This is a genomic window from Lamprobacter modestohalophilus, assembly GCF_016583905.1.
In the GTDB taxonomy this organism is placed as follows: Bacteria; Pseudomonadota; Gammaproteobacteria; order Chromatiales; family Chromatiaceae; genus Lamprobacter; species Lamprobacter modestohalophilus.
Genome location: NZ_NRRY01000011.1, coordinates 1 through 23,089 on the forward strand (window position 1 = coordinate 1; position 23,089 = coordinate 23,089).

The following is a 23,089-nucleotide window of genomic DNA, read 5'->3' on the forward strand; positions in this document are numbered from 1 at the left end:
GGTAGTGTTCTTGATCTGTACCGGTGATATTTTTTGATCAAAGAAAATTATATACTATTCTACTGTTAACGGTAAACTTTCGGGATCTTTAGTTATGGTACTTGAACCTGTTTGCTGCCCCCATTGCGATACTGATGATGTGAGTAAACATGGAGAAAGCAAGGAGGGGAAAAAGCGTTACTTCTGTAATAATGATGACTGCCCCCATAAAACATTTATTAGTAATTATACATATCAAGGATGCAAGCCTGAAACGAAACGAAAAATTACCGACATGGCGCTCAATGGAAGCGGCATTCGCGATACAGCTCGGGTTTTGAAAATTAGCCCTTCCACAGTTATAGAAAATTTAAAAAAAAAGAACCCCAGCTTCAATCAGTTAACCAAAATTATCTTAAAAACATAAAAAATCCACATGAAATACAAGTGGTTGTAAAGCGGTGCGATGAAGCTGAACTCGATGAAATGTGGAGTTTTGTGCGCATCAAGTCTAACCAAAGGTGGCTTTGGCACGCGATTGATCACAATACAGGAGAAGTGCTAGCCTATGTCTTTGGAAAACGCCAAGATGTTGTGTTTCAGCAGCTCGAGGATCTTCTAAAGCCATTCGGAATTAGACGCTACTACACAGACGACTGGGGTGCTTACGAACGACACCTTGATGAGCACGAGCATCATGTCGGCAAGCGCAACACACAGAAAATCGAACGAAAGCATTTAACTCTTAGGACACGAATCAAACGATTGGCAAGAAAGACAATCTGTTTCTCTAAACTTGAAAAGATGCATGACATTGTCATCGGCCTATTCATCAATCGCTACGAGTTTGGGCTAATAATTCAGTAGGCAGCAGGTACATATCTATAACACTACCACGCAGCGCAATCCCAGCGGCGGCAGCCGCGGCTAGAAGCCGCTGCCGCAGTACTTGGCTATAGGGCTCGGTAAAATCGACGTGGCGAACGCCATCGGCTTCATCGTCGAAGAAGCTGTGCGCCCGGCCATAGGTGTAATCGACAAGCTGGTCTGGCACGCAAAGCGTCCCAGGAGAGCAGGCCGGATGGATACCGCCGACAGCGCCCAACGCCACCACCGACGAACAGCCGGCATCGGCAAGCGCCTGGATGTTCGCCCGATAATTGATGCGATGAGGTGGCAGCCGATGCTCCGAACCATGGCGCGCCAGGAAGCAAACAGGCTGCCCGCCAATGCGCCCGTGGACCAGCGGTGCCGAGGTCGTCCCATAAGGGGTTTTGATCGGCTGGCGATCGCGCACCTCAAGGCCCGGAAAGGCGCTGAAGCCAGAACCACCAATAATCGCCAACACAGACATGAATGCCACTCCTAGAACATAGGAGGGACATTGTACTGGACCAGGGCAATGCTTGAACACTTGCGCCACAGGCTGCGGCGACTAAAGCGGCGATCTTCAGAGTCGCCCCAACAGACCAAACCGGCAGATGGAAACAGGTCTTGGCGATTGCCGAAGCGTTTCACACAGACCTGTCTCGGCTTCTCCTTCCCTTAGGCAGATCAGATAGGCAGATCAGACCCGCCGCTCAGCAAAGATCCCGATCTCAAGTAATTTCGGAAATAGCACCTGCTCCTCCCGGTCGATTCGGTAAGCGAGCATATCGAAGATCTCGTGCGTCTCTTGCAAGAACTCGTCGCTAAAGTTGAAGTCGCAGTTCTTCAGCCAACGCTTGTAATATTCGTCGAAGGAACGACGCAGTGGCTTCTCACCGCTGATAAATCCCCAAGCGATCGACTTGACCTTAGGATCTTCGTGGATCAGCAGGTTGGGATAGAGCTGCTTGTCTTCCTCAGCGAGGTGAAGTTTGACCTTCTTTGCAAGATCGCAGAGCAGCTGATAAGCGGTCTTGGCGTTGGGCCTGATCTTAAGCTGCTCGGGCGCTGTGAGCTGCCTGAGATCATCGATCATCTGGCGCAGCTCAGAATGACTGCTTCGGTAGCCGTCGAGTGTTTGCATCACCATCCTCCTGTTATTGAACGCTTCAGGATGGGTTTAGCGCATCGACGGACAATTGTCAAAAAGCCCTTAATTATATTAGCTTTTTATAGACTTCACTAAAGTAGTTCGACAGCACCCACGGCCGTACTCAGATGTCCGTAGGGTCGGCCGCCAGGATGCGATCCGCATTACGAAAATAGCTCTTGTAGTCGAGTCCAAAGCCCATCACGTACCGATCCGGCACCTGCAGACCGACAATGTCAGGCCGATAGTCACAGTCCCGCACCCGCTCCTTCTCGACCAGCACCGCACTGATCACAGACGCCGCGCCATCTTCATGGCAGGCCTTGACGATCGTTTCCATCGTCAGTCCTTCATCAAAGATGTCGTCGATCACCAGGACATGCTCGCCGCGCACCGCATCCACAGGTCGATGGCGCCACTCGATCTCGCCGCCCCGAGTACCGCCGCGATAACGCGTTGCATGCACATAGTCGAGCCGCAGCGCAAAATCGAGCCGCGGCAGCAGCAAGCCGGTTGCGACGATGCCACCGGTCATCACCGCGAGCACCACAGGATCTTTGTCACCGAGCCTGGAGTCAATGGCATCGCACATCCGCTGCAGCGCCGCATCAACATCCGTTGGTGATACCAAACACTCAGCGCGGCCGGCGATCGCCTGATATTGCTCAGCCGTCATCTTGTTCATCGCTTATCTCCTGTACGGGAGGGGTAATTGTCTCATCGAGGCCCGCCCGATGATTCTGCGGCGGGATGATCGGTGTCGCATCGGCACCAGCTCAGTGGCTGTCGATTGCTATTGCGAGTTCCCGATGATCCTAGAAATCGCAGTTGCACAGCGTTTGGGCGCATGACTCAGACCGGCAATTGGTCGATGGCCGTTAACGCAGCCTGCCGGCGTTCTGCGTTGTGCAGATCGAAACCGGATCGGGCTCGCAAGCGCTGCAAACGCGCCGCTGACTCCGGCATCCAGCAGTCCGCCAGAGCCTCGACCACGGCGATCGCGCCCTCACGATTGTTACAGATCAAGGCCAGATCACAGCCGGCCTGCAGTGCCGCGAGCGCCCGCGCCGCGGGGCTCCCGGCAACACCTGCCCCAGCCATGTTGAGATCATCGCTGATAATCGCGCCATCGAAGCGCAGACGGATACGAAGCAGCTCACGGAGCCAGAACGCCGAAAAGCCTGCCGGCTCTGGGTCGATGGCGGCATAACGCACATGCGCCGGCATCACCGCCTCGAGCCCTTGTGCAATCAGCCGACGAAACGGTAACAGATCAGCCTGTTCAAGCGCACTGAGCGGCCGATGATCCTCGGGCAGTTCGAGGTGCGAATCCGCGACGACGCCGCCGTGACCAGGGTAATGCTTGCCACAGCCAGCCATGCCCGCACTGTGGACGCCATCCAGCCAAGCCGATGCCAGCATCGCGACCGCCTCCGGCGTCGTGGCAAAGGCGCGGTCGCCAATCACCCGGCTGACACCTTGCTCGACGTCGAGCACCGGGGCGAAGCTAAAATCGACACCCAACTGACGCAGCTCGACCGCCATCAGCCAGCCAACCGCACGGACCGCCTCGAGTGCGGAACGCGCATCACGCTCATAAAGGTCGCCGAACCGCGACGCCGCTGGTAAGCGGGTGAGTCCATCACAGAATCGTTGAACCCGCCCGCCCTCTTGATCAACTGCGATCAGCAGACGTCGCTCGTCGGCCTCGAGGATGGCCTTGGTCAGCACTGCAAGCTGTTCGGGGCTGACAAAATTGCGCCTAAACAGGATCACACCACCAACCGCCGGATGGCGCAGCAACTCACGCTCCTCGGCACTCAGCTCAGTGCCTTCGAGATCGAGCATCACCGGCCCGAGGGGCCGCGGGCCAGGCCGCTGCCGTAGGTCTTCACTCAGCATGAACCGACTCCGCATCTCCGCACTGGCGTTTCATCATTAACCCACAAACTGAAGATGACGTTGACAGACACCGATTAAATCCTGTCGAAACACAGCCTTACCGAAAAAGGCTTGCTGAAAAAGGCTCGCCAAAAAACCTTGCCAAAACAGAGCCTAGGCGATACCAGCAAGTGTACCGACCAGCCAAGGCGGGGATTGCTCGACGCATCACCAAACCTCTGCGCTCACCTATGACATCCGCGGTTCAACAACGCTGTTGGGAATTCATCAGCGAATCATACCGCTAGCACTCACTCTTTGTTGCCCTAGCAACAAAACATCCCTCACCACTCACCACTCACTACTCACCACTCGCCACTCACCACTTCCTCAGCTCCGCGAAGCACGCACATCGAGCCAATCACGAAGGCCATCACCGGCGAGGTTGACCGCAAGCACGACCAGCAGCAAGGCGAGGCCCGGCGCGAGAACCAGGTGCGGAGAGACCAGCATGTAGGCGACGCCATCGCGGATCATGCTACCCCAGGACGCCGCCGGCGGCTGGATACCGAGGCCGAGGAACGATAGCCCAGCCTCGGCGACCACCACCGAGGCGATACCGAAGGTCGCCTCGACGACCAAGGGTGCGGCCGCTAGCGGCAGCAGATGGCGGATGAGGATACGGTGCGGCGGCACGGCCAGCGCGCGCGCCGCGAGCACATGATCGCGGCCACGTAACGACAGGATCTGCGCCCGCGTCAGACGCGCGAAACCGACCCAGCCGACGGCTGACAAGGCGATGATCAGGTTGCCAAGCCCTGGCCCCAGCACCGCCGCGAGCGCAATCGCCAGCAGGATACCGGGAAAGGCGAGGAAGACATCGATCAGCCGAACCGTCACCATATCCAGCCAACCGCCCGCATAGCCGGCGATGCCGCCGACAGCCACCCCAAGCACCAGCGACAACGCTACGACACCAGTCGCGACCAGGAACGAGGTCCGCGAGCCGACGATCAGACGATCGAGCACCGGGCGCCCGAGATCATCGGTTCCCAACGGCTGCAGCAACGTCGGGCCTTCGAGGATCTGCGGCAGATCGATCTGATTCGGTGCCAACGGCAGCGAAGGGCCAAGCAGCGCCGCGACGGCCCAGACCACGAGGATACCGATCGGTAGGATCAGACGCATCGCTCAGCGGAGACTCACCCGCGGATCGATTGCGGCGTAGGCGAGATCCGTCGCCGTATTCACTAGCACATAGAGCGCGGCGATCAGCAACACCGTACCTTGGACCACCGGGAAGTCGCGCGCCTGGATGGCCTCGACCATCAGGCTCCCGACGCCCGGCCAGGCGAACACGGTTTCGGTAATCACCGCACCCGAGAGGAGCGCGCCGAGCTGCAGTCCAACCAGGGTCAGCACCGGCAGCCAGGCGTTACGCAAGGCGTGACGGCGCACCACGGCGCCCTCGGACAAGCCCTTGGCGCGCGCGGTGCGAATATAATCATCGCCCAAGACCTCGAGCACGCTATTGCGCACCATCCGCGCCAAGACGGCGGCCAGCGAGGTGCCAAGCGTGATGGCTGGCAGGATCAGGCTCGTGGGCTGCTGCATGCCGCTGACCGGGGTCCAGCCGAGCCAGAGCGAAAAGACCAGGATCAGCAGCGGCCCGAGCCAGAAGTTCGGCACCGCCACGCCAAGCAGCGAAAAGCCCATCGCCAATCGGTCGAGCAGCCGATGCTGATGCCGCGCTGCAAGCACACCGAGCGGGATCGCAATCGTCAGCGCCAGCATCAATGAGGCAGCCGCAAGCAGTAAGGTCGGCGGCAAGCGCTCGGCGAGGATGCTCGCCACCGGGCGCTGCTCGCGCAGCGAGTCGCCGAGGTCGAGCTGCGTCAGACCACCCAGGTAGTCAAGATACTGCTGCCAGAGCGGCGCATCGAGCCCCATGGCGGCACGCAGTGCCGCTCGATCCGCGGCACGAGCGGTCTCGCCGAGCATGGCGTCGACCGGATCACCGGGCACCAGGTGGATCAACAGGAAGACCAGGGTGCAGGCGCCGAGCATCACCAACAGCATCGCACTCAGGCGAACAGCGACAAGACGCAGCATCAGAGCATCCCAGCGCGGTCAGTCGATCAATACCGGGCAACCCACCGGCACGCAGTCGCAGAGTCTGATCACGTCGGCATTGCGCATGCGAATACAGCCGTGCGAGCGCGGCACGCCCATCGGCTCGCTATCGGGGCAGCCGTGGATGTAGATATAGCGACTAAGCGTGTCAACCATCCCACCGCGATTTAGCCCAGGCTCACAGCCGGTGAGCCAGAGGATACGACTGAGAATCCAGTCTCGCTCCGGCGCAGCGGCACCCAGCGCTGCAGAGTAGACCTCACCGGTCCAACGACGCCCGCGAAACACCGCGCCCGTCGGACAGCCGACACCAATCTTGAGGCGAATCCGATGGCGGCCACGCGGCGTACAGCCGCTCCCGTTCAGCTCACCAGGACCCTGCAGCGCGGTGGAGACAGCGACGGACTCGACCGCCTCATGACCGCGATAGAGCACCAACTGTTGCTGCGCAATGCTGATATGAATCTTCAGTCACGAGCCCCGTTTGAGCGCCGCTCGCCGCGGGCAGTCTTCGCCCTGCAGGCAATCGCCATAGATGACCAGCGCATGCTCAACGATCTTAAACCCATTCTGCTCGGCGATCGCCCGCTGCCGGTCTTCGATCACTTCATCGAAGAACTCGACCACGGCCCCGCATTTGACGCAGACCAGATGATCGTGATGCCCCCCCCGATTCAGCTCGAACACCGACTGGCCACCTTCGAAATGATGGCGGACGACCAAACCGGCGCCCTCGAACTGGGTCAACACCCGGTAGACTGTCGCTAGCCCAATCTCCTCGTCAGCTGCAAGAAGCTCCTTGTAGACCTCCTCAGCGCTCAGATGACGCTGCTCGCTGGTCTCGAGGATGTGCAGGATCTTCAGCCGCGGCACGGTGACCTTGAGGCCTGCCTGCTTGATCTGGCGCTGGTTCTCCATTGGCTTGTTATCCATACGACCTACTTCGCGCTCAACGGCTGTTCGAGAAACTGATGTCGTTCGCTCATGTGCGGTACCATCTGCGTTTGCCCCACTCCACATTCTTTATACCAGATTGATGCGAAGGCTTGTCATTCTTAGCTCGATCCTGATCCTCGCGGCGACCCTCGCGACAAGCGGCTGTGCTCGCGGCAAGCGACAAGACGATCGACCGAGCGGCTCCATGCTGTCGAACCTGCCATTCGTCTACAAGATGACGGTGCAGCAAGGCAATATCATTACTGAACCGATGGTGAATCAGGTCCAGCTTGGTATGAATCGGGAACAGGTGCGCTACCTGCTCGGGACACCACTGCTAACCGACATGTTTCACACCAACCGCTGGGATTACATCTACACCATCCGACGCGGACATCAGCCGATGGAAAGCAAGCGGCTCACGCTCTGGTTCGAAGAGGACCAGCTTGTGAGCATCGAGGGCTTTGCACAACCAGATCCGGCCGCGGCACTCGCCGCACTCGAACAGGAGACGGTCGTGGTCGAGGTTCCGGATTGGCGCGATGACCGCGGCATTATTTCCCGAACGCTGAACGCCGTCGGCGTCGAGACCGCCGAATAAGCTCAAAACGCGTCAGACGCCGTTGAAATGCTCAGCACCCAATGTCGTAACCGACCAGCTTGAGTAGCGATCAACTCTCCCGACTTCTGTCCCTCCCTCCGCCAAACGTCGCGCCAGGCCCAGAGGCGGCGCGGTCGCTTAGCCTGAACCTTAACGTCAATCTCACGCGATTCATTGTCCGGGGTGGCGCCGCGCCATGATCGTTAGGCGCTCGCCGCAGAGACCTTAGCTTCCTCTGCTACGCCTTTGCCGTCGTCGGCTTTAGCGCCAGTCGCGCGCTGCTTGCGCGCTTGCTTTGGATCAGCGATCAGCGGCGGATAGATCTCCACCCGATCACCGCTCGCAAGCACCTGATCAAGCTTGGCGACCTTGCCGAAGATGCCAACCTTGTTGACATCCAGGTCGATCTCGGGAAAGCGCGCTAGGATGCCAGAGCGTTCAATGGCCTCCGCTAGGGTTATACCGGCCTGCCCCTTGACTGGTATCAGCGCCTGCGCGCGTTCGCGGGCATAAACCACTTCGACGTTAACGCTCTGCTCAGTCACCATAGACCTCATCTGCTCGTTTACAAAAGGCATCGACCATCGAATTCGCGATCTGACCGAACACACTGCCGAAGGCCTTGTCGATCAGGCGGCCGGAAAACTCGAAATCCAGCTGCAGCTCAACCTTACAGGCATCCTCACGCAGACGCGTAAAGGTCCAAACGCCACTCAGTTTACGGAATGGTCCATCCTTCAGCCGAAGGTACATGCGCTCAGGCGGCTCGAGCTTGTTGCAGGTGGAGAACACCTGCCGCACGCCAAGCCTGGCGACCTCGATGCGCCCACAGAGCTCATGCTCGTCGCGCGACAGCAAGGCCGCTGAGTGACACCACGGCAGAAAGCGCGGATAGCCCTCGACATCCGCCACCAAATCAAACATCTGTTGCGCCGAATGACGCACCAACGCACTTTTCTTTACCAGCGGCACGTCAAATCAATCCAACTGCGTTCAAGAAGACCAGGACGACGCAGACGGGCGCGAGCCAGCGAATCAGCCCGCGCCAGATGCGGTAAAGCACAGCGCCATTAGTCGCGCTGAGCTCATCCCGTGAGACCGTCTCATCGAGCACCCAGCCCGCGAAGATGGCGATAAAGATTCCACCGAGCGGCAACAGCACGTTCGCGGTGAGGTAATCGAAGAGGTCGAGGATACCTTTACCAAAGACGGTAAAGCCCGCCCATGCGTTCAACGAGAGTAGACAGGTGATACCCAGCAACCAGACCGCAACCCCAGCCAGCAGAGCGGCGCGCACCCGACTAAAGCCTTTGTTTTCGACCAGATAAGCAACCATCGGCTCGAGCAAGGAGATCGCCGAGGTCCAGGCCGCAAACGCGAGTAACAGGAAAAACAGCACGCCGAAGAAGGCCCCAAACGGCATCTGGCCGAAGGCGACCGGCAGGGTCTGGAAGATCAGGCCCGGCCCAGAGCTCGGCTCGAGTCCTTGCGCAAAGACGATCGGAAAGATCGCCAGCCCAGCAAGCAGGGCCACGAGGGTATCCATGCCGGCGATAATGGCCACGTTACCGCCAATCGAGGCATGGCTGCTGAGGTAAGAGCCGTAGATCATGATCGCGCCCATGCCAAGACTCAGGCTGAAGAAGGCTTGCCCCATCGCGCTCAAGATGGCGTCGCCGGCGTTGGCCCTGAGTTCGCCAAAATCAGGGGTGAATAGGTACGAGAGGCCAGCGGCGAAGTCTCCAGCCTGTGAGGCGTAGAGCACCATAACGACCAGCAACAGGAACAGGGTCGGCATCAGCACGCGCACGGCCATTTCCAGACCGCTGGCGACGCCACGCGCGACGACCATCACCACCAGCACCATAAAGACGGTATGCCAGGCCAAGAGCCGCTCAGGGTCGGCGACCAGCGCACTAAAGATCGCCTCCGAGGCCGCGCCGTCGATACCCTCGAATAGCCCGGCCCCAGCCCGAAACACATAGGCCAGGGTCCAGCCAGCAATCACGCTGTAGAACGAGAGGATCAGAAAGCCAGACAGGATACCCATCCAGCCAAGAAGCTGCCAGGCCCGGCTCGCGCCCGCTTGCTCAGCCAGCGCACGCATGCTGTTGATCGGACTCTGCCGCCCGCGTCGCCCCAGCATGATCTCGGCGATCATGATCGGCACGCCGATGGCAGCGACACAGAGCAGGTAGACGATGACAAAGGCACCGCCGCCGTATTCGCCTGCGGTGTAGGGAAAGCGCCAGATATTACCCAGCCCCACAGCGGAGCCGGTCGCCGCGAAGATGAACGCGAGGCGCGATGACCACATGCCATGCATCGAGGTCGTCTGCATCGACCTTAGGCCCCCAACTCCTCGCGCACCAATCCTGCAAGCTCCTCAGCAAGCGTCTGCACGCTGACAGCATCGAAACCTTCTACCATCACGCGCACCAGAGGCTCGGTACCGGAGTGGCGCAGCAGGATGCGTCCCTGGTCACCAAGGCTAGCCTCCGCCGCTCGCACTGCATCTTGGATGCGCGGGCGTGACATCACGTCGGTGCGCTGCTCCAAACGGACATTGATCAGGACTTGAGGATAGCGCTCGACCGGTCGCACGGCATCGGCCAAGCTGGTATCGGCATCGATCAATGCCTGCAGAACCTGCAGCGCCGCGATGATGCCGTCGCCAGTGGTGGTCCGATCCCGACAGATGATGTGTCCTGAAGGCTCGCCACCCAGCATGCCGCCATCGAGCTTGAGTCGCTCCATGATGTAGCGATCGCCGACCTGGGTGCGGGTGAAATCGATGCCCAGCCGGCGCAACGCCAGCTCGAGCCCAAGGTTGCTCATCAAGGTGCCCACCACAGCACCACGCAGCTCATTCGCAGCATGGCGCGAATTGGCGATCAGGTAGATCAAGGCGTCACCGTCGACCACCTGGCCAGCGGCATCGACCATCATCAGCCGATCGCCATCGCCGTCGAAGGCGATACCAAGCGCAGCGCCCTCAGCGACCACTGCCTCCGTCAAGGCCCCGGGTTTGGTTGAGCCGACCTCGCGATTGATGTTGAACCCATCCGGTCGCGTGCCGATCGTCACCACCTCGGCACCGAGTTCTTCGAAGACGAAGGGCGCGACGTTGTAGGTGGCGCCGTTGGCACAATCCACGACCAGTTTCAGCCCCTTCAACGAGGTCGACGCTGGGACACTGCTCTTGCAGAACTCGATATAACGCCCAGCCGCATCATCAACCCGTCGCACCTTGCCGAGATCGGCCGAGGCGACCGTGCGCAGGGGCTGATCAATGGCCGCTTCGATCGCGCATTCGACCTCATCAGGCAGCTTGTCACCGTCGCTCGAGAAGAACTTGATGCCGTTGTCGTCGTACGGGTTGTGCGACGCGGTGATGACGATGCCGGCGGCGGCGCGGAAGGTGCGCGTCAAATAAGCCACACCCGGGGTTGGCATTGGCCCCAGCAGACGGATATCGACGCCAGCAGCCACCAAGCCAGCCTCGAGGGCCGACTCGAACATATAGCCAGAAATACGCGTGTCCTTGCCGATCAGCACCGTACTGCCGTCGCCTTGACCAAGCACGCGACCAGCCGCCCAGCCGAGCTTGACCACGAAGTCAGGGCTGACGCTCGGATCACCGACGCGCCCCCGAATCCCATCGGTACCGAAATACTTGCGCTTCAACTGTTCACCTAACGTTCTTCGCGCGCCGCCACCCCGGACGATCAAGCGCTTGTTTCACGGCAATCTTCTGACTAAACGGTCGCCCGGTACCAAGAGACTGGCAGCGGCCGATGCCTAGCCTGACATCTCGCAATGCTCAACGGCTGCAACAGCAGTGTAGACGCGGATCGCATCGTAGGCAGCCGCAACATCATGGGTTCGGATGATGGCGACGCCTCGTGCAAGCGCCAGCGTGGTCGCAGCAACCCCGGCCGAGAGCCGCGCGTCGACCTTCCTCCCGGTCAGCGCACCGAGCATCGACTTGCGCGATAGACCAACCAGTAGCGGCAGCCCGAGCCCAGCGAACTGTTCCAGCCGCGCCAACAGGGTGAGATTATGCGCGAGCGTCTTACCAAAGCCAAAACCGGGATCGACCAGCAACCGATGGCGCGGGATACCAACCTGCTCGCAGGCATCGACGCGCGACTGCAGAAACGCGATCACATCAGCAACTACCTCCGCGTATTGCGGCTGCTGCTGCATCGTACGCGGCTCTCCCTGCATGTGCATCAAACAGACGGGCAAGCCGGTCTCAGCCGCTGCTGCAAGCGCCTGCGGCGCCCTTAGGGCAAACACATCGTTGATCAACCCGGCGCCAACACGAGCCGCGGCGCGCATCACTCCAGGCTTCCAGGTATCAATCGAGATCGGCACCTCGAGCCGCGACGCTAACGCCTCGATCACCGGCACAACGCGCTCAATCTCAAGCGCTTCGGACACCGGCTCAGCGCCTGGCCGCGTCGACTCGCCGCCGACGTCAATGATCGCCGCACCCTCGGCAACCATCTGCTCGGCGCGCTCGAGCGCGCGGGTAACGGAAACGAAATCACCCCCGTCCGAGAAGGAGTCAGGGGTGACGTTTAAGATGCCCATCACGCGGGGCTCGGTCAAATCAATCGACCGCGCCCCGCACTGCAGTATCGTCATCGCCAAGGACTAAGGTTTAGCCGGACCCAACCCATCAATGCTCGCCGGCAGGACCACCAATCGGGCCCGACGCGGGTCGCCCATCCGCCGATGGCGTGACCGGCGCATCCGCACCGCCACCCGGGCGCTTGGTCTCGTCATTACTCCAGTCCTTAGGTGGCCGAGGCTCCCGACCTTCCATGATGTCATTGATTTGCTGAGCATCAATGGTCTCGTACTTCATCAAGGCCGCGGCCATTGCATGGAGTTGCTCCATGTGCTCGACGAGGATGGTCTTCGCCCGCTGATAGTTACGATCGATGAAGCTGCGCACCTCCTTGTCGATCAGATGCGTGGTCTCATCCGACACCGACTTGTGCTGTGTCACCGAATGGCCGAGGAAGACCTCTTGCTCATCCTCGCTATAGGTCAATGGGCCGAGCTTATCCGACAGCCCCCACTTGGTGACCATGTTGTGCGCGATGTCGGTCGCACGCTGGATGTCGTTCGAGGCCCCCGTAGTGACCATCTCCGGGCCGAAGATCAGCTCTTCCGCCAATCGACCGCCAAATAGGCTGGAGATCTGACTCTCGAGACGCTGCTTGCTGTAGCTGAAGCGGTCATCCTCCGGCAGGAACAGGGTCACGCCCAGGGCCCGTCCGCGCGGGATGATGCTGACCTTATGCACCGGGTCGTGCTGCGGCACCAGACGACCAACGATGGCATGGCCGGACTCATGGTAGGCGGTGAGTTTCTTCTCGTCCTCTGACATCACCATCGACCGGCGCTCGGCACCCATCATGATCTTGTCTTTGGCCTTCTCGAGGTCCTCCATGTCGACCAGACGCTTGTTAGCACGCGCAGCAAACAGTGCGGCCTCGTTGACCAGATTCGCCAAGTCCGCGCCGGAGAAACCTGGTGTGCCGCGCGCGATCAACGACGGCGTCACATCCTCGGCAGTCGGGATCTTGCGCATGTGCACCTTGAGCACCTGCTCGCGGCCACGCACATCCGGCAGCGGCACCACCACCTGGCGGTCGAAGCGACCTGGGCGCAGCAAGGCTGGATCGAGCACGTCGGGGCGGTTGGTCGCGGCGATCACGATCACACCCTCGTTACCCTCGAAGCCATCCATCTCGACCAACAATTGGTTGAGCGTCTGCTCACGCTCGTCATGCCCACCGCCAAGGCCTGCACCACGGTGGCGACCCACCGCATCGATCTCATCAATGAAGATGATGCAAGGCGCGTGCTTCTTTGCCTGCTCGAACATATCGCGAACACGCGAGGCGCCAACGCCGACGAACATCTCGACGAAGTCCGAGCCCGAGATGGTAAAGAACGGCACCTTGGCCTCACCGGCGATGGCGCGGGCGAGCAGCGTCTTACCAGTGCCGGGAGGGCCGACCATCAGCACGCCCTTCGGAATCTTGCCGCCCAGTTTCTGGAACTTGGACGGGTCCCTGAGGAAATCGACAACCTCGACCACCTCGTCCTTCGCTTCCTCAGCACCGGCCATGTCGGCGAAGGTGACCTTGACCTGATCCTCGCTCAGCATCCGCGCTTTGCTCTTGCCGAACGACATGGCGCCACGGCCACCGCCGCCGCCCTGCATCTGCCGCATGAAGAAGATCCACAGACCGATCAGGATGAACAGCGGGAACCAGTTGATCAGGATCTGCATCAGCACGGAGGGCTTTTCAGGCGGTGCGGCCCGGATCTCGACATTATTGTTGAGCAGATCGCCGACCAGGCCGTCATCACCCGGGCTAAAGGTCGTAAAGCGCTGACCGTTCTGGTTGACGCCATCGATGGTACGCCCTTGCACCGTCACCTCTTTCACCTGCCCTTGCTGGACCTGTGCGATGAAATCGGAGTAGGCCAGTGTCTGCGGGCTCGACTGCGTGGCCGTGAAGTTGTTGAACACGGACATCAGCACGATCGCGATGACCACCCAGAGAATCAGATTTTTCGCCATGTCGCTCACGGCATCAGCCTCTTTAGCATTGCAACACTTGAGCGGAGCGGCCCAAGGATCGCGAAAGTTGATACGGGTTTAGTTGGACGTTACCGGACTTGGCGCCCTTTCGCCACCAGGTAGACCTCTCGGCTTGCCGCCCGAGATGCGTCCGGCTTTCGGATTTTGACCTGCTGATAGCGCTGCCTGAGTTCTTTCAGTACAACATCGAACCCTTCACCCTGGAAGGCTTTGACTACCAGGCTACTGCCCGGTTTCGACTGCTGCATCGCGAAATCTAAGGCCAATTCGACCAGATACATCATCCGCGGCTGATCGACCGCCGTCATGCCAGAAACGTTTGGGGCCATATCGGAAAGCACAAGATCGACACCGCTGTCGCCAATCCGTTCGATCAGCCGCGCTAAATCCTCTGCTTCACGAAAGTCACCCCGGATGATCTCAACGCCAGCAATGGGCTCCATCTCGAGCAGATCGATCGCCACCACCGTGCCTTTCGGCCCGATGCGCTTTGCTAGCACCTGAGACCAGCCGCCAGGCGCTGCACCGAGGTCAACCACGCACTGAGCGGGACGCAAGAAACGGTCACGCTGATCCAGCTCGATCAGTTTGTAAGCCGCCCGCGAGCGATAACCCTCACGCTGCGCCCGTTGCACATACGGATCATTGAGATGCCGCTGCATCCAGCGGCGATCGCCCTTACGAGCTGCCATCAAGACGCACCGCAACAAGACAGGGCCAGGCTCGCTCAGGTGCAATCACAGATCATCAACCCAGGCAAAATCAAACAGCTCTAGCATTGCACCGGTCACACTACCGGCAGCCATACCTGCCGCCACCGCAAGCGGCAAGGCCGCCGAGGTGCCCTCGACCACATCAAGGAAGAACCCTGGCCGGTCATAGCCAGACAGCATGCTCGCGAAGGCCCAAAAGCTACCACCAACGATGATCGCGACGACCCCGATCACGAGCCCCTCAGCTACCGGACACCAGCGCCGCGGCAGGCCGCCAGCAGTCGTCGCGACCCTGCGCACCGAGGCGACATAGATGACGCCATTCACCGAGACCAGAAAGGCAACCGCCACCACAGGGGACAGACCAAAACCGAGCGCCGCCGCCAGCGTGAGCATGGCACCTGACAGCGTTCCGCTCAATGCACCAACCAGGGCCTTCGCGGGCACGTTCGCCGTACAACGGCTTGGGAACTCGATCAGCAGCCCCGTTGCCAGGCCCAGCGTCCCACAGAGCAGCGCAGCGTGCCAGAACGCCGCCTGCTCATAAAACACGATCAACACGAACAATGTCGACACAACGCCAACCAGACTCGCCGCCAAGGCCGCTTGCCGCGCACTGTAGTAGGAGGCACCAATGGCACCAGCACCAGTGGCTGCTGCCACAAAGGACAGCGACCCAAGATAGGGCTCGAGCAGCGCTTCGAGCACAATAAACAGCGGCGCATAGATGGCGCCAATCAGCGCCCAGAGCAGCATGCGAATCAGCAGTTGGCGGGTGACTGGCAGCAGCGCGAGACTCATGACTCAGATCCAAGCGAAGACAAAGCAGAAGGAAGCCGCGCGCGAGCAGACAAGACGGCGCTGCGCACAGGAATGAAGCTCGGATGTTGTCACTGCAGGCTTAACAGCTCAACATCAGAAACGCTAGGGGGAAACGATCGGAAGCGAGGTGCGCTGACTGCGGAAACCGACATCCAGGGCAGAAGCTGAGGTCGCGAAGCACGCTGTAAGTCGACGCTTGAGGAAGACTAGCTGGGCAGGGAACGTCTGGGAGATACCCTTAGCGTAAGTTAAAGACAGTGCTTAGCTAAGGGAAGCGGGGCGCTAGGCGCCCCACGCCGGGCTTGGAAGCCGCGGCAGGACGATCAAGCCTTAACCGGCCTTCAGGGTCCAAGATGCACACCAGCCCGTCTCATGCACGGCCTTACCCGGGAACAGGCTGCAGGGGCGCCACTCGCCGGAATCAGCCAGCACGAACTGGCAGTTGTTGCAGAACTGCTCTTCCGGTGGCTTGCCCGGACGAGCCGCAGCGGCACGGTCAGCCTGAGTAGCATCTTCCGAGTACTTCAGCGCCTGTGCGGTCGGATCGGTTCCCGGATCAACGTGCGGCAGATCTTGGGCTTGAGCGGCCGCGATACCGACCAGGTTGACCAGCGGCACCGAAGCGAGACCACCAAGCATCATCTTGACGGCGTCACGACGGCTCTTGTTCATTGGCTTATCGGACATTCTGACGTCTCCTACAGAGCGTGGACTGAGATTGCTCGAACGGCCCGGTGTCACCACGCAGGCCCGGACCGCCGGCCATTTTGCACGAACGATCTGGAAAAGGCGAGAACGACGGCCAATTAAATCGTCGACGGCTCAGGTCTCACCTCGTCCGGTCTACTAGACAACCAACCCTCAAGCGTGTTCCTAGCCGGCGCCAATCCGATCGCCCGCTAGCGCTGAATCCTTGCCCTGAAGCAATCGTAATCGCTCCAAGTTCACCAATCGCTTGTAGATCACCAATCGCTTGTAGATCACAAATCGCCTCATGCCTCGGAGTGACGAGGCGCCCTGAACGTTACCCTACAACAGTGCTCCATCGTCCGCGGCGGCAATGCCCCTAAACGCTAGAGGTAGCTGCCTGCGCCGAGGTACCGCTCCCGCCAGTAGTTGCTGCCAAGATTGGCGAGTCGGACATGGCGCTTTGAGGTTGATGCATGCACAAAGCGCTGCTCGTCGACCATGATGCCGACGTGGTACTGGCTCGGGCCGGTCTTGAAGAAGACCAGATCACCCGGCTTGGGATGGCCGCGCAGCGGGGTTGCCGCAGCCTGTTGCTGCGTCGAGACGCGCGGAATGCTCATGCCTGCCGCCTGATGGGCAACCAAGGTCAAACCACTGCAATCGAGCGCCCGATGCGGCGTAGCCCCGCCATAGACATAGGGGGTGCCAATCTGCGCTAGCGCCGCCTTGACGACGTCTGCTCGTGTCGGCTCGAGACTGCTGAGATCGAAGGTCTCGCCGGCAACCTGGACGCTGCGATTCGGAGAGGACGGAGTACTAGCACAGCCAAGCAGAACCAGGGCTGATCCCAGAAAGGCCCCTAAAAGCAGCGGCCTGTACAGCAAACGGGCTGGGCTGGCGGAACAGGATGGCACGATCGCTATTGACATTTTACCCGATAAACACTTTATAACCCCATGTAAAAACGAAGTTTAGTCTCCCACGAGTTATTGTCAAGCAAGGCCGTCGTCCCGCCTATCCGAACAGACGGGCCGGACCAACCAGCAAGGGCTCAGCTGTGAACTGTGAGATGCACCCATGCACAATCGCTGCTGCCAACAGGCGCGAAAGCCCGACGTCGCAAGACGCGCTAGTGCGGCACGCCAGCTACGGCACAGGAGCTAGCGCGGGCTAGTCCGCTCAATCTCGGCCAACCCGTCATAGTTCCCGTCCGGCGCCAACCGATAGCCCGTTAGCCCTTCGCGCAGCACCGCAATCTGATCCTCGTACCAGAGCGGCACAGACGGCAGATCCTGATGCAGCAAAGACTGAAGCGCCTGATAGAGGCTGGCCTGACGCTCCAAATCAGGCTCGCGGCGGGCGGCGTCGATCAGCCGATCCGCCTCCGAGCTGAGGTAGCGGCCGCGGTTGGCCCCACTCGGCGGCGTCGAGGCGCTATGAAATGCGTAGCGAAAGATGTCGGGCAATCGAATCCCAACCCAGGTGAGACCAAACAGCTGAAAGCGCCCGGCCTTGATGTCACCAAAGAAGGTGCCCCAATCGTAGCTCTCGATCTTGAGATCGATACCGACCTCGGCCAGCTGTGCCTGCAGCACGCTGGCTAGTCGCAAGCGAAACGGATCGCTCGATGTCTTGTACGAGAGCCGCAGACGCTCGCCACCGGCATAACCCGCCTCGCCTAACAGCCGCCTTGCCAGCGCTTGATCCTGGGCATAGGCCGACAGCCCAATCGCCCCAGCCCAGTGTTCCGGCGGCAGTAGGGCCTCAGCGGTTCGCCCTTGATCCCGAAACAGCCAGCGCAGGATCGCCTCACGATCGATAGCGTGCGCGATCGCCCGCCGCACCCGCGGGTCACCAGTCACCGGATCAGCCAGGTTGAAGCCCAGATAAGAGAAGTTGATCCCAGGCGACGTCAGTACCTGAACGCCCGGGCGTTCGCGCAAGAGGCCGATCAGCTCCGGCGGCAGATCGTTCTGCAGCAGATCGACCTCGCCGCGCAGCAGCTTCATCACGCGCACGTTGGGATCTTTGACGCGGGTCAAGATCAACAACTGCCCGTCGCGACGACGCTCGAGCAGGAGCCGATCAGCGCTCGGCCAAGCCGCGAAGCGCAGTGCGCCGCTGCCAATCGGTTGGCGCTGAAAGGCGTGCCCAGCGGCAATCTGCTCAGCCGGCAGGATGCCAAGGCTGAGGTAGGCCGGAAACAACGGATCGGGCTCAGACAGGTGGAAGTCGAGTCGACGCTCATCGAGCACCTCGATGCGCTCAATCAGCGCCAGCGGCGCCCGGTGCGGTGACGCAAGCCCCTCGTCCAGGATCGATCGGTAGGTCGCGGCGACGTCCGCAGTGCGAAGCGGTTGGCCATCGCTAAAAGGCAGGCGATCAGCCTGGAGCTCGAAGCGGTAATGTAGCTGCGCCAGCTGCTCCCAGCGCGCGATGCCAGGCGTTGGCCGCCCGGCATCATCCAGCTCGACCAGACGCGCGTACAACAGCCGATTGACCCGCTCAGAGGTGGCATCGGTTGCCAGACGCGGGTCAAGATTCGCCGGGGCCTGGGAGACGGCAAGCACGATGGCATCGGCATCGTCGCGCTCAGCACAACCAGCAACCATGAGCGCAGCGATGAACATCACCGAAAGCGCCACCAGGCGCAAAAACGCAGGCGTAAACGGCGACGGCGACGGCGACGGCGACGGAATCAAGCTCAGCGCAGTGGTGGCTGCCCCATGCAATCGAAGACACTCATGATCCTTCAAACTGCAGAGGCGCAGGCGGACGCAGATAAAAACCTTATAAAAAATGTCTCGCCGAGAATCGCAAGTCTCAAGGTCACCCAAAAGGTGAAGCAGAAATTGTCCGGAGTGGCTTAAAATATTTACGTTTATCTGCAAAATCCGAGGTTCAACTGCTCTGTTGGGACGATGCCACCTGTCGTCAGCAGCACCATCACCTCACCAGTCCTTGAACGGATGACGCGCCAGGTTGGCGTTGTAATAGCGCGGATCATCGCTGACCTCGGCACCGAGCCAGGCCGGCCGCTCGAAGGACTCATTCTCGGCGCCCAGCTCGATCTCGGCCAACACCAAGCCCGCATTGTCACCGGCGAACCGATCCACCTCCCAAACATGCTCGCCGCAGCGCACGCGATGGCGAATTTTATCGATGATCGCGGTCTCGGCCAGCTCGCCCAGCATGGCCTGAGCGTCCTCAGCGGGGATCGGATACTCGTATTCGCTGCGACTGATCCCTCGCGTCGCGCCCTTGATCGTCAGTCGGCCCTGTCCGCCGTCGAGTCGGACCCGCACCGTCAAAGCCGCTGTCGAGGCCAGATAGCCCTGCATCAGATGCGTCTCAGACAGCACCTGCTCGCGCCAATCGTCGTTGCAAACCAGGAATTTGCGCTCGATCTCCATCGCCATTCGTCATGCCTCTGTCTACTGTAGGCCCCCAATGAAGGCTCCTAACGAAGGACCCTAACTCTCATGGCGCCGCGCCACTCCGGCAAATGAATCGCGCGAAATTCCCGTTAACGCATATAGCGCGTCGCCACCCTAGAAGATAAAGCGCCAGCTTCAACACCAGCTGTCGCCAGGACAAATCGCGAGTCTATCGCTAGCGCCGTTCGAACAGCGCCATCGCCTCCAGATGCGCGGTGTGCGGAAACATGTCCATCGCGCCAGCGGCCTCAAGGCGAAAACCGAGTTCACCGACCAGCTTGGCGGCATCGCGCGCCAGTGTCGCTGGATAGCAGGATACATAGAGGATGCGTTGAACGCCCGAACTGGCGAGCCAGTCGAGCACCTCGAGCGCGCCGCTTCGCGGCGGGTCCAGCAGTGCCTTATCGAACGGATGATCGAGCCAGGGCATTGCCGTCAAGGGCAGCGATGATGGGTGCGGCCCAGCCTGTGCGCCCGTTTGGACACCTGCTTGATGGACCGTTCGCGCACCCGAGTGAGCACCCGCTGCAGCACCCGTCTGCGGCAAAGCCTGAGCGTAGAGATCCGCAGTATAGAAGCGCACATTCTCGATCCCATTGCGCACCGCATTGGCCTGCGCACGCGCCACCAGACCCGCATCCCCCTCGACACCCACCAGCTCGCGCGCCTGGCGAGCGAGCGGCAGCGTGAAATTGCCGAGCCCGCAGAACAGATCGAGCAGACGCTCATCGGGCTGTGGATCGAGCAGCGCCAGCGCCTGATCGATCATCTGCCGATTCAGCTCTAGGTTCACCTGTGTAAAGTCGTTCGGCTCAAAGGCGAGCGTCAGCCCTTGATTCGGCAGGCGATAGCTGAGTTCGATCTCCTGGCCCGGTAGCGGGCGAACCGTCTCGACACCGCCCTCCTGCAGATACACATGAAATCCGCTCTGAGCAGCGAAGCTCAACAGCCGATCGCAATCGGCCGCCGATGGCGGGTCGAGCACACGGAACACCAGCACCACCGGCCCATCGCCCTGGGCCACCTCGATCTGTGGCAGGCGCTCGCGGATGCTCAACCCCTCGATCAACCGCGCCAACGCCTCGAGGTGCTCGCCGACGGCCGGGTGCAGCACCTCACAGCGCTGCACGTCGGCAATGAAGCTCGAGCCGCGCTCGCGAAAGCCGACCAGCACGCGGCCCTTCTTCGGTACCCAGCGCACCCCGAGCCGCGCCTTGCGCCGATAGCCCCAATGCGCCTCAGCATCCGCAGCGGCCAGCGGCGGCAGCCAGCGCGCCGGCGCCAGCCCGCCGATCCGTTGCAGCACATCGGCCAGGATCGCCTGCTTGTTCTCGATCTGCGCCGCCGGGTCCATATGCTGCAGCGCACAGCCGCCACAGACGCCAAAGTGCGCACAACGCGGCTCGACCCGCTGCGCCGAGGGCTCCAGCACCTCAGTCACCACCGCCTCGTCATGGCGCCGCAACCGCCGCGTCAGCCGAAACCGCACCCGTTCTCCGGTTAAGGCACCGTGCACGAACACGGTCTTGCCCTCGACCCGTGCGATCCCGCGCCCATCATGGGCGAGCGATTCGATCACGGCCTCGATGGGCTCACTCGGCAGGGGTTTACGTTTCTTGCTCATCGCATGCCACACAGCGGGTTTGAAGCGACGCAAATCACAGCAGCTTCACCAGTGCCGCGATCGCGATCACCTGTCCTACCATCACCGGCAACAGCCACTTCAACAGCTCAAACTTGACCCGCTCGACCTCGGTGCGCAGTTTCTCGATATCGCGCGTTAGATCGGTGCGTAGTTGCTCAATATCGAGTGATAGCTCGGCACGTAGCTTCTCGGTATCGCTCGTTAGATCGGCACGTAGCTTCTCGGTATCGCCAGTTAGATCGGCACGTAGCTTCTCGATATCGCGTGTCAGGTCTGCACGCACCTGCTCGATCTCGCGCGCCAAATCCACGCGCAGCTGCTCGATCTCGTGCCGCAGTCTTAACTCGCTCTCACGCACATCAGCCTGGGTCGCCAGATCCGGCAACTGCGGATAGCGCTCTTCAAGCCGCTCGAACGCCTCAGCAATCAGCCGCGCGCGCGACCGCTCATCTGAGGCGTTGGTGAGGGCTTCGTAGAGGGCAACACTTGAAGTCATGTCAGACAATGTGCCAGCTGAGGGTTGTTACAGCAAGGTGAATTGAGCATTGCGCCCTGCCCTTGACGGCCTTAAGGGCCAAGGCCGATGCCAAAGCGCTGATCAACCGCTCGGATAAACACCAGTGGAAAGATACCGATCACCGCGATCGCAGATGATGGCGACGATGACCGCATCCTGAACCTCATGCGCAAGCCTGAGCGCCGCGGCAATCGAGCCACCGGAGGAGACACCGGCGAAGATACCCTCACGGGTGGCCAGCGCGCGCATCGTCTCCTCGGCCTCGGCCTGCGAGACGTCGATGATGCGGTCGACGCGCGAGGCGTCATAGATCTTCGGCAGATAGGCTTGGGGCCAACGCCTGATGCCGGGAATGCTCGAGCCCTGCTCGGGCTGCACGCCGACAATCTGCACGGCCGAATTCTGCGCCTTCAGATACTGGCTGGTGCCCATGATGGTGCCGGTGGTGCCCATGGCACTGACGAAGTGCGTCACAGTACCCTCGGTATCACGCCAGATCTCGGGGCCGGTGCCCTCGTAATGGGCCAGCGGATTGTCCTGATTCGAAAACTGATCGAGACGCACACCAACGCCCTGCGCCTCGAGCTCGGCCGCGAGATCGATCGCCGCCTCCATGCTGCCTTGCTTGGGCGTGAGCCGGATCTCGGCCCCGAACGCTGCCATCGCCTGACGACGCTCCACGCTCATGTTCTCGGGCATGATCAGCAGCATCCGGTAACCCTTGATCGCCGCCGCCATCGCCAACGCGATGCCAGTGTTGCCACTGGTCGCCTCGATCAGGGTATCGCCAGGCTGGATCAGGCCGCGCTGCTCAGCGTGACAAATCATGCTCAGCGCAGCGCGGTCTTTGACCGAGCCGGCCGGATTGTTGCCCTCGAGCTTGGCCAGGATGAGATTACTGGTCTCACCTGGCAACCGCTGCAGCCGCACCAGCGGGGTGTTGCCGACTTGACCTTCGATGGTCGGATAGCGCATGGCGTGACCTCAAACCGATTCGGTGCGTTGCAAGACTTTAGCGACCGCATTGCCGCATTGTGCCGCAGCTGATCGCGCACATCGAGTGCTCAGCGACGGCGGTGTCGCCTAG

26 protein-coding genes are annotated in these 23,089 nt (G+C 60.7%); 3 read left to right on the forward strand and 23 right to left on the reverse strand.

All coding sequences use genetic code 11. From position 1 onward, the window contains the following. Positions 1 to 94 precede the first annotated feature (94 nt). A protein-coding gene (locus CKO42_RS08650) for an IS1 family transposase (RefSeq protein WP_420844281.1) occupies positions 95 to 846 on the forward strand; the annotation gives its coding sequence in 2 pieces (ribosomal slippage) (positions 95 to 341 and positions 341 to 846; 753 coding nt in all). On the opposite strand, the gene CKO42_RS08655 is transcribed toward CKO42_RS08650, so the two are convergent. From CKO42_RS08655 to fur, 8 genes are all read right to left on the reverse strand, one after another. Continuing rightward, a complete protein-coding gene (locus CKO42_RS08655) occupies positions 812 to 1,333 on the reverse strand; it encodes an MTAP family purine nucleoside phosphorylase (RefSeq protein WP_200242196.1) in 522 nt (173 codons plus the stop codon). The genes CKO42_RS08650 and CKO42_RS08655 overlap by 35 nt on opposite strands. A 213-nt stretch (positions 1,334 to 1,546) precedes the next feature. Continuing rightward, positions 1,547 to 1,990: a hemerythrin domain-containing protein gene (locus tag CKO42_RS08660; RefSeq protein WP_200242198.1), complete on the reverse strand. Its 444-nt coding sequence runs from the start codon at positions 1,988 to 1,990 to the stop codon at positions 1,547 to 1,549. Between the two features lie 130 nt (positions 1,991 to 2,120). Continuing rightward, positions 2,121 to 2,681 (reverse strand): hypoxanthine-guanine phosphoribosyltransferase, encoded by a 561-nt coding sequence (locus CKO42_RS08665; protein WP_200242202.1) that lies wholly within the window; start codon positions 2,679 to 2,681, stop codon positions 2,121 to 2,123. Between the two features lie 167 nt (positions 2,682 to 2,848). Then, the gene (gene nagZ / locus CKO42_RS08670) at positions 2,849 to 3,898 is read right to left on the reverse strand and encodes a beta-N-acetylhexosaminidase (RefSeq protein ID WP_200242205.1); all 1,050 of its coding nucleotides are present in this window, start codon (positions 3,896 to 3,898) and stop codon (positions 2,849 to 2,851) included. A 369-nt stretch (positions 3,899 to 4,267) separates the two neighbouring features. Beyond that, the gene (locus CKO42_RS08675; RefSeq protein ID WP_200242208.1) at positions 4,268 to 5,065 is read right to left on the reverse strand and encodes an ABC transporter permease; all 798 of its coding nucleotides are present in this window, start codon (positions 5,063 to 5,065) and stop codon (positions 4,268 to 4,270) included. A gap of 3 nt (positions 5,066 to 5,068) precedes the next feature. After that, positions 5,069 to 5,989 (reverse strand): nickel ABC transporter permease, encoded by a 921-nt coding sequence (nikB, locus tag CKO42_RS08680; protein ID WP_200242212.1) that lies wholly within the window; start codon positions 5,987 to 5,989, stop codon positions 5,069 to 5,071. 18 nt (positions 5,990 to 6,007) lie between these two features. Further along, positions 6,008 to 6,469 (reverse strand): L,D-transpeptidase family protein, encoded by a 462-nt coding sequence (locus tag CKO42_RS08685; RefSeq protein ID WP_420844282.1) that lies wholly within the window; start codon positions 6,467 to 6,469, stop codon positions 6,008 to 6,010. Positions 6,470 to 6,481: 12 nt separating this feature from the next. Next, the gene (fur, locus tag CKO42_RS08690; protein WP_200242508.1) at positions 6,482 to 6,928 is read right to left on the reverse strand and encodes a ferric iron uptake transcriptional regulator; all 447 of its coding nucleotides are present in this window, start codon (positions 6,926 to 6,928) and stop codon (positions 6,482 to 6,484) included. Between the two features lie 223 nt (positions 6,929 to 7,151). Between fur and CKO42_RS08695 the strand changes: the two genes are divergently transcribed. Then, the gene (locus CKO42_RS08695; RefSeq protein WP_200242215.1) at positions 7,152 to 7,547 is read left to right on the forward strand and encodes an outer membrane protein assembly factor BamE; all 396 of its coding nucleotides are present in this window, start codon (positions 7,152 to 7,154) and stop codon (positions 7,545 to 7,547) included. Between the two features lie 203 nt (positions 7,548 to 7,750). On the opposite strand, the gene CKO42_RS08700 is transcribed toward CKO42_RS08695, so the two are convergent. From CKO42_RS08700 to CKO42_RS08750, 11 genes are all read right to left on the reverse strand, one after another. Continuing rightward, on the reverse strand, positions 7,751 to 8,095 hold the full coding sequence (locus CKO42_RS08700; RefSeq protein ID WP_200242217.1) for an RnfH family protein: 345 nt from the start codon (positions 8,093 to 8,095) through the stop codon (positions 7,751 to 7,753). After that, entirely contained in the window at positions 8,085 to 8,519 is a 435-nt protein-coding gene (locus tag CKO42_RS08705) for an SRPBCC family protein (protein WP_200242221.1), read from the reverse strand. Before CKO42_RS08705 ends, CKO42_RS08700 begins: the two co-directional genes overlap by 11 nt. A 1-nt stretch (position 8,520) precedes the next feature. After that, positions 8,521 to 9,888 (reverse strand): sodium-dependent transporter, encoded by a 1,368-nt coding sequence (locus CKO42_RS08710; RefSeq protein WP_200242223.1) that lies wholly within the window; start codon positions 9,886 to 9,888, stop codon positions 8,521 to 8,523. 5 nt (positions 9,889 to 9,893) lie between these two features. Continuing rightward, the gene (glmM, locus tag CKO42_RS08715; protein WP_200242226.1) at positions 9,894 to 11,234 is read right to left on the reverse strand and encodes a phosphoglucosamine mutase; all 1,341 of its coding nucleotides are present in this window, start codon (positions 11,232 to 11,234) and stop codon (positions 9,894 to 9,896) included. A 114-nt stretch (positions 11,235 to 11,348) separates the two neighbouring features. Next, on the reverse strand, positions 11,349 to 12,146 hold the full coding sequence (gene folP / locus CKO42_RS08720; protein WP_242479239.1) for a dihydropteroate synthase: 798 nt from the start codon (positions 12,144 to 12,146) through the stop codon (positions 11,349 to 11,351). An 88-nt stretch (positions 12,147 to 12,234) separates the two neighbouring features. Continuing rightward, complete coding sequence (ftsH, locus tag CKO42_RS08725) at positions 12,235 to 14,157, reverse strand: ATP-dependent zinc metalloprotease FtsH (protein ID WP_200242232.1); 1,923 nt, start codon at positions 14,155 to 14,157, stop codon at positions 12,235 to 12,237. An 89-nt stretch (positions 14,158 to 14,246) separates the two neighbouring features. Continuing rightward, a complete protein-coding gene (gene rlmE, locus CKO42_RS08730) occupies positions 14,247 to 14,870 on the reverse strand; it encodes a 23S rRNA (uridine(2552)-2'-O)-methyltransferase RlmE (protein WP_200242243.1) in 624 nt (207 codons plus the stop codon). A 45-nt stretch (positions 14,871 to 14,915) separates the two neighbouring features. Next, the gene (locus CKO42_RS08735) at positions 14,916 to 15,692 is read right to left on the reverse strand and encodes a hypothetical protein (RefSeq protein ID WP_200242245.1); all 777 of its coding nucleotides are present in this window, start codon (positions 15,690 to 15,692) and stop codon (positions 14,916 to 14,918) included. 351 nt (positions 15,693 to 16,043) lie between these two features. Then, positions 16,044 to 16,400 carry a high-potential iron-sulfur protein gene (locus tag CKO42_RS08740; protein WP_200242247.1) on the reverse strand — a complete coding sequence of 119 codons (357 nt, stop codon included), beginning with the start codon at positions 16,398 to 16,400 and terminating at the stop codon, positions 16,044 to 16,046. Between the two features lie 386 nt (positions 16,401 to 16,786). Further along, positions 16,787 to 17,287 (reverse strand): C40 family peptidase, encoded by a 501-nt coding sequence (locus tag CKO42_RS08745; RefSeq protein ID WP_242479240.1) that lies wholly within the window; start codon positions 17,285 to 17,287, stop codon positions 16,787 to 16,789. A 276-nt stretch (positions 17,288 to 17,563) separates the two neighbouring features. After that, positions 17,564 to 19,033, reverse strand: coding sequence for an ABC transporter substrate-binding protein (locus CKO42_RS08750; RefSeq protein WP_200242253.1), 1,470 nt, complete (start codon positions 19,031 to 19,033; stop codon positions 17,564 to 17,566). Between CKO42_RS08750 and CKO42_RS27935 the strand changes: the two genes are divergently transcribed. Then, the gene (locus CKO42_RS27935; protein WP_274608899.1) at positions 19,026 to 19,151 is read left to right on the forward strand and encodes a hypothetical protein; all 126 of its coding nucleotides are present in this window, start codon (positions 19,026 to 19,028) and stop codon (positions 19,149 to 19,151) included. The genes CKO42_RS08750 and CKO42_RS27935 overlap by 8 nt on opposite strands. A gap of 203 nt (positions 19,152 to 19,354) precedes the next feature. Here CKO42_RS27935 and CKO42_RS08755 read toward each other — a convergent pair whose 3' ends face one another. The 4 genes from CKO42_RS08755 to cysM all read right to left on the reverse strand — a co-directional run bounded on the left by CKO42_RS08755 (position 19,355) and on the right by cysM (position 22,977). Beyond that, on the reverse strand, positions 19,355 to 19,822 hold the full coding sequence (locus CKO42_RS08755; RefSeq protein WP_200242256.1) for a CYTH domain-containing protein: 468 nt from the start codon (positions 19,820 to 19,822) through the stop codon (positions 19,355 to 19,357). A gap of 193 nt (positions 19,823 to 20,015) precedes the next feature. Beyond that, positions 20,016 to 21,464 carry a 23S rRNA (uracil(1939)-C(5))-methyltransferase RlmD gene (gene rlmD, locus CKO42_RS08760; RefSeq protein ID WP_200242258.1) on the reverse strand — a complete coding sequence of 483 codons (1,449 nt, stop codon included), beginning with the start codon at positions 21,462 to 21,464 and terminating at the stop codon, positions 20,016 to 20,018. 34 nt (positions 21,465 to 21,498) lie between these two features. Further along, positions 21,499 to 21,981: a coiled-coil domain-containing protein gene (locus CKO42_RS08765; RefSeq protein ID WP_200242261.1), complete on the reverse strand. Its 483-nt coding sequence runs from the start codon at positions 21,979 to 21,981 to the stop codon at positions 21,499 to 21,501. A gap of 102 nt (positions 21,982 to 22,083) precedes the next feature. Continuing rightward, positions 22,084 to 22,977: a cysteine synthase CysM gene (gene cysM / locus CKO42_RS08770; protein ID WP_200242264.1), complete on the reverse strand. Its 894-nt coding sequence runs from the start codon at positions 22,975 to 22,977 to the stop codon at positions 22,084 to 22,086. Positions 22,978 to 23,089 lie beyond the last annotated feature (112 nt).

Coding starts and splice junctions, on each gene's coding strand:
- folP (WP_242479239.1), bottom strand. CDS start 12,146: ATGGGCATCTTAAACGTCACCCCTGACTCCTTCTCGGACGGGGGTGAT.
- rlmE (WP_200242243.1), bottom strand. CDS start 14,870: ATGGCAGCTCGTAAGGGCGATCGCCGCTGGATGCAGCGGCATCTCAAT.
- cysM (WP_200242264.1), bottom strand. CDS start 22,977: ATGCGCTATCCGACCATCGAAGGTCAAGTCGGCAACACCCCGCTGGTG.
- nagZ (WP_200242205.1), bottom strand. CDS start 3,898: ATGCTGAGTGAAGACCTACGGCAGCGGCCTGGCCCGCGGCCCCTCGGG.
- CKO42_RS08750 (WP_200242253.1), bottom strand. CDS start 19,033: ATGTTCATCGCTGCGCTCATGGTTGCTGGTTGTGCTGAGCGCGACGAT.
- CKO42_RS08710 (WP_200242223.1), bottom strand. CDS start 9,888: ATGCAGACGACCTCGATGCATGGCATGTGGTCATCGCGCCTCGCGTTC.
- ftsH (WP_200242232.1), bottom strand. CDS start 14,157: ATGGCGAAAAATCTGATTCTCTGGGTGGTCATCGCGATCGTGCTGATG.
- CKO42_RS08665 (WP_200242202.1), bottom strand. CDS start 2,681: ATGAACAAGATGACGGCTGAGCAATATCAGGCGATCGCCGGCCGCGCT.
- CKO42_RS27935 (WP_274608899.1), top strand. CDS start 19,026: ATGAACATCACCGAAAGCGCCACCAGGCGCAAAAACGCAGGCGTAAAC.
- CKO42_RS08660 (WP_200242198.1), bottom strand. CDS start 1,990: ATGCAAACACTCGACGGCTACCGAAGCAGTCATTCTGAGCTGCGCCAG.
- nikB (WP_200242212.1), bottom strand. CDS start 5,989: ATGCTGCGTCTTGTCGCTGTTCGCCTGAGTGCGATGCTGTTGGTGATG.
- CKO42_RS08695 (WP_200242215.1), top strand. CDS start 7,152: ATGCTGTCGAACCTGCCATTCGTCTACAAGATGACGGTGCAGCAAGGC.
- CKO42_RS08655 (WP_200242196.1), bottom strand. CDS start 1,333: ATGTCTGTGTTGGCGATTATTGGTGGTTCTGGCTTCAGCGCCTTTCCG.
- CKO42_RS08755 (WP_200242256.1), bottom strand. CDS start 19,822: ATGGCGATGGAGATCGAGCGCAAATTCCTGGTTTGCAACGACGATTGG.
- CKO42_RS08675 (WP_200242208.1), bottom strand. CDS start 5,065: ATGCGTCTGATCCTACCGATCGGTATCCTCGTGGTCTGGGCCGTCGCG.
- CKO42_RS08740 (WP_200242247.1), bottom strand. CDS start 16,400: ATGTCCGATAAGCCAATGAACAAGAGCCGTCGTGACGCCGTCAAGATG.
- rlmD (WP_200242258.1), bottom strand. CDS start 21,464: ATGAGCAAGAAACGTAAACCCCTGCCGAGTGAGCCCATCGAGGCCGTG.
- CKO42_RS08765 (WP_200242261.1), bottom strand. CDS start 21,981: ATGACTTCAAGTGTTGCCCTCTACGAAGCCCTCACCAACGCCTCAGAT.
- fur (WP_200242508.1), bottom strand. CDS start 6,928: ATGGAGAACCAGCGCCAGATCAAGCAGGCAGGCCTCAAGGTCACCGTG.
- CKO42_RS08700 (WP_200242217.1), bottom strand. CDS start 8,095: ATGGTGACTGAGCAGAGCGTTAACGTCGAAGTGGTTTATGCCCGCGAA.
- CKO42_RS08735 (WP_200242245.1), bottom strand. CDS start 15,692: ATGAGTCTCGCGCTGCTGCCAGTCACCCGCCAACTGCTGATTCGCATG.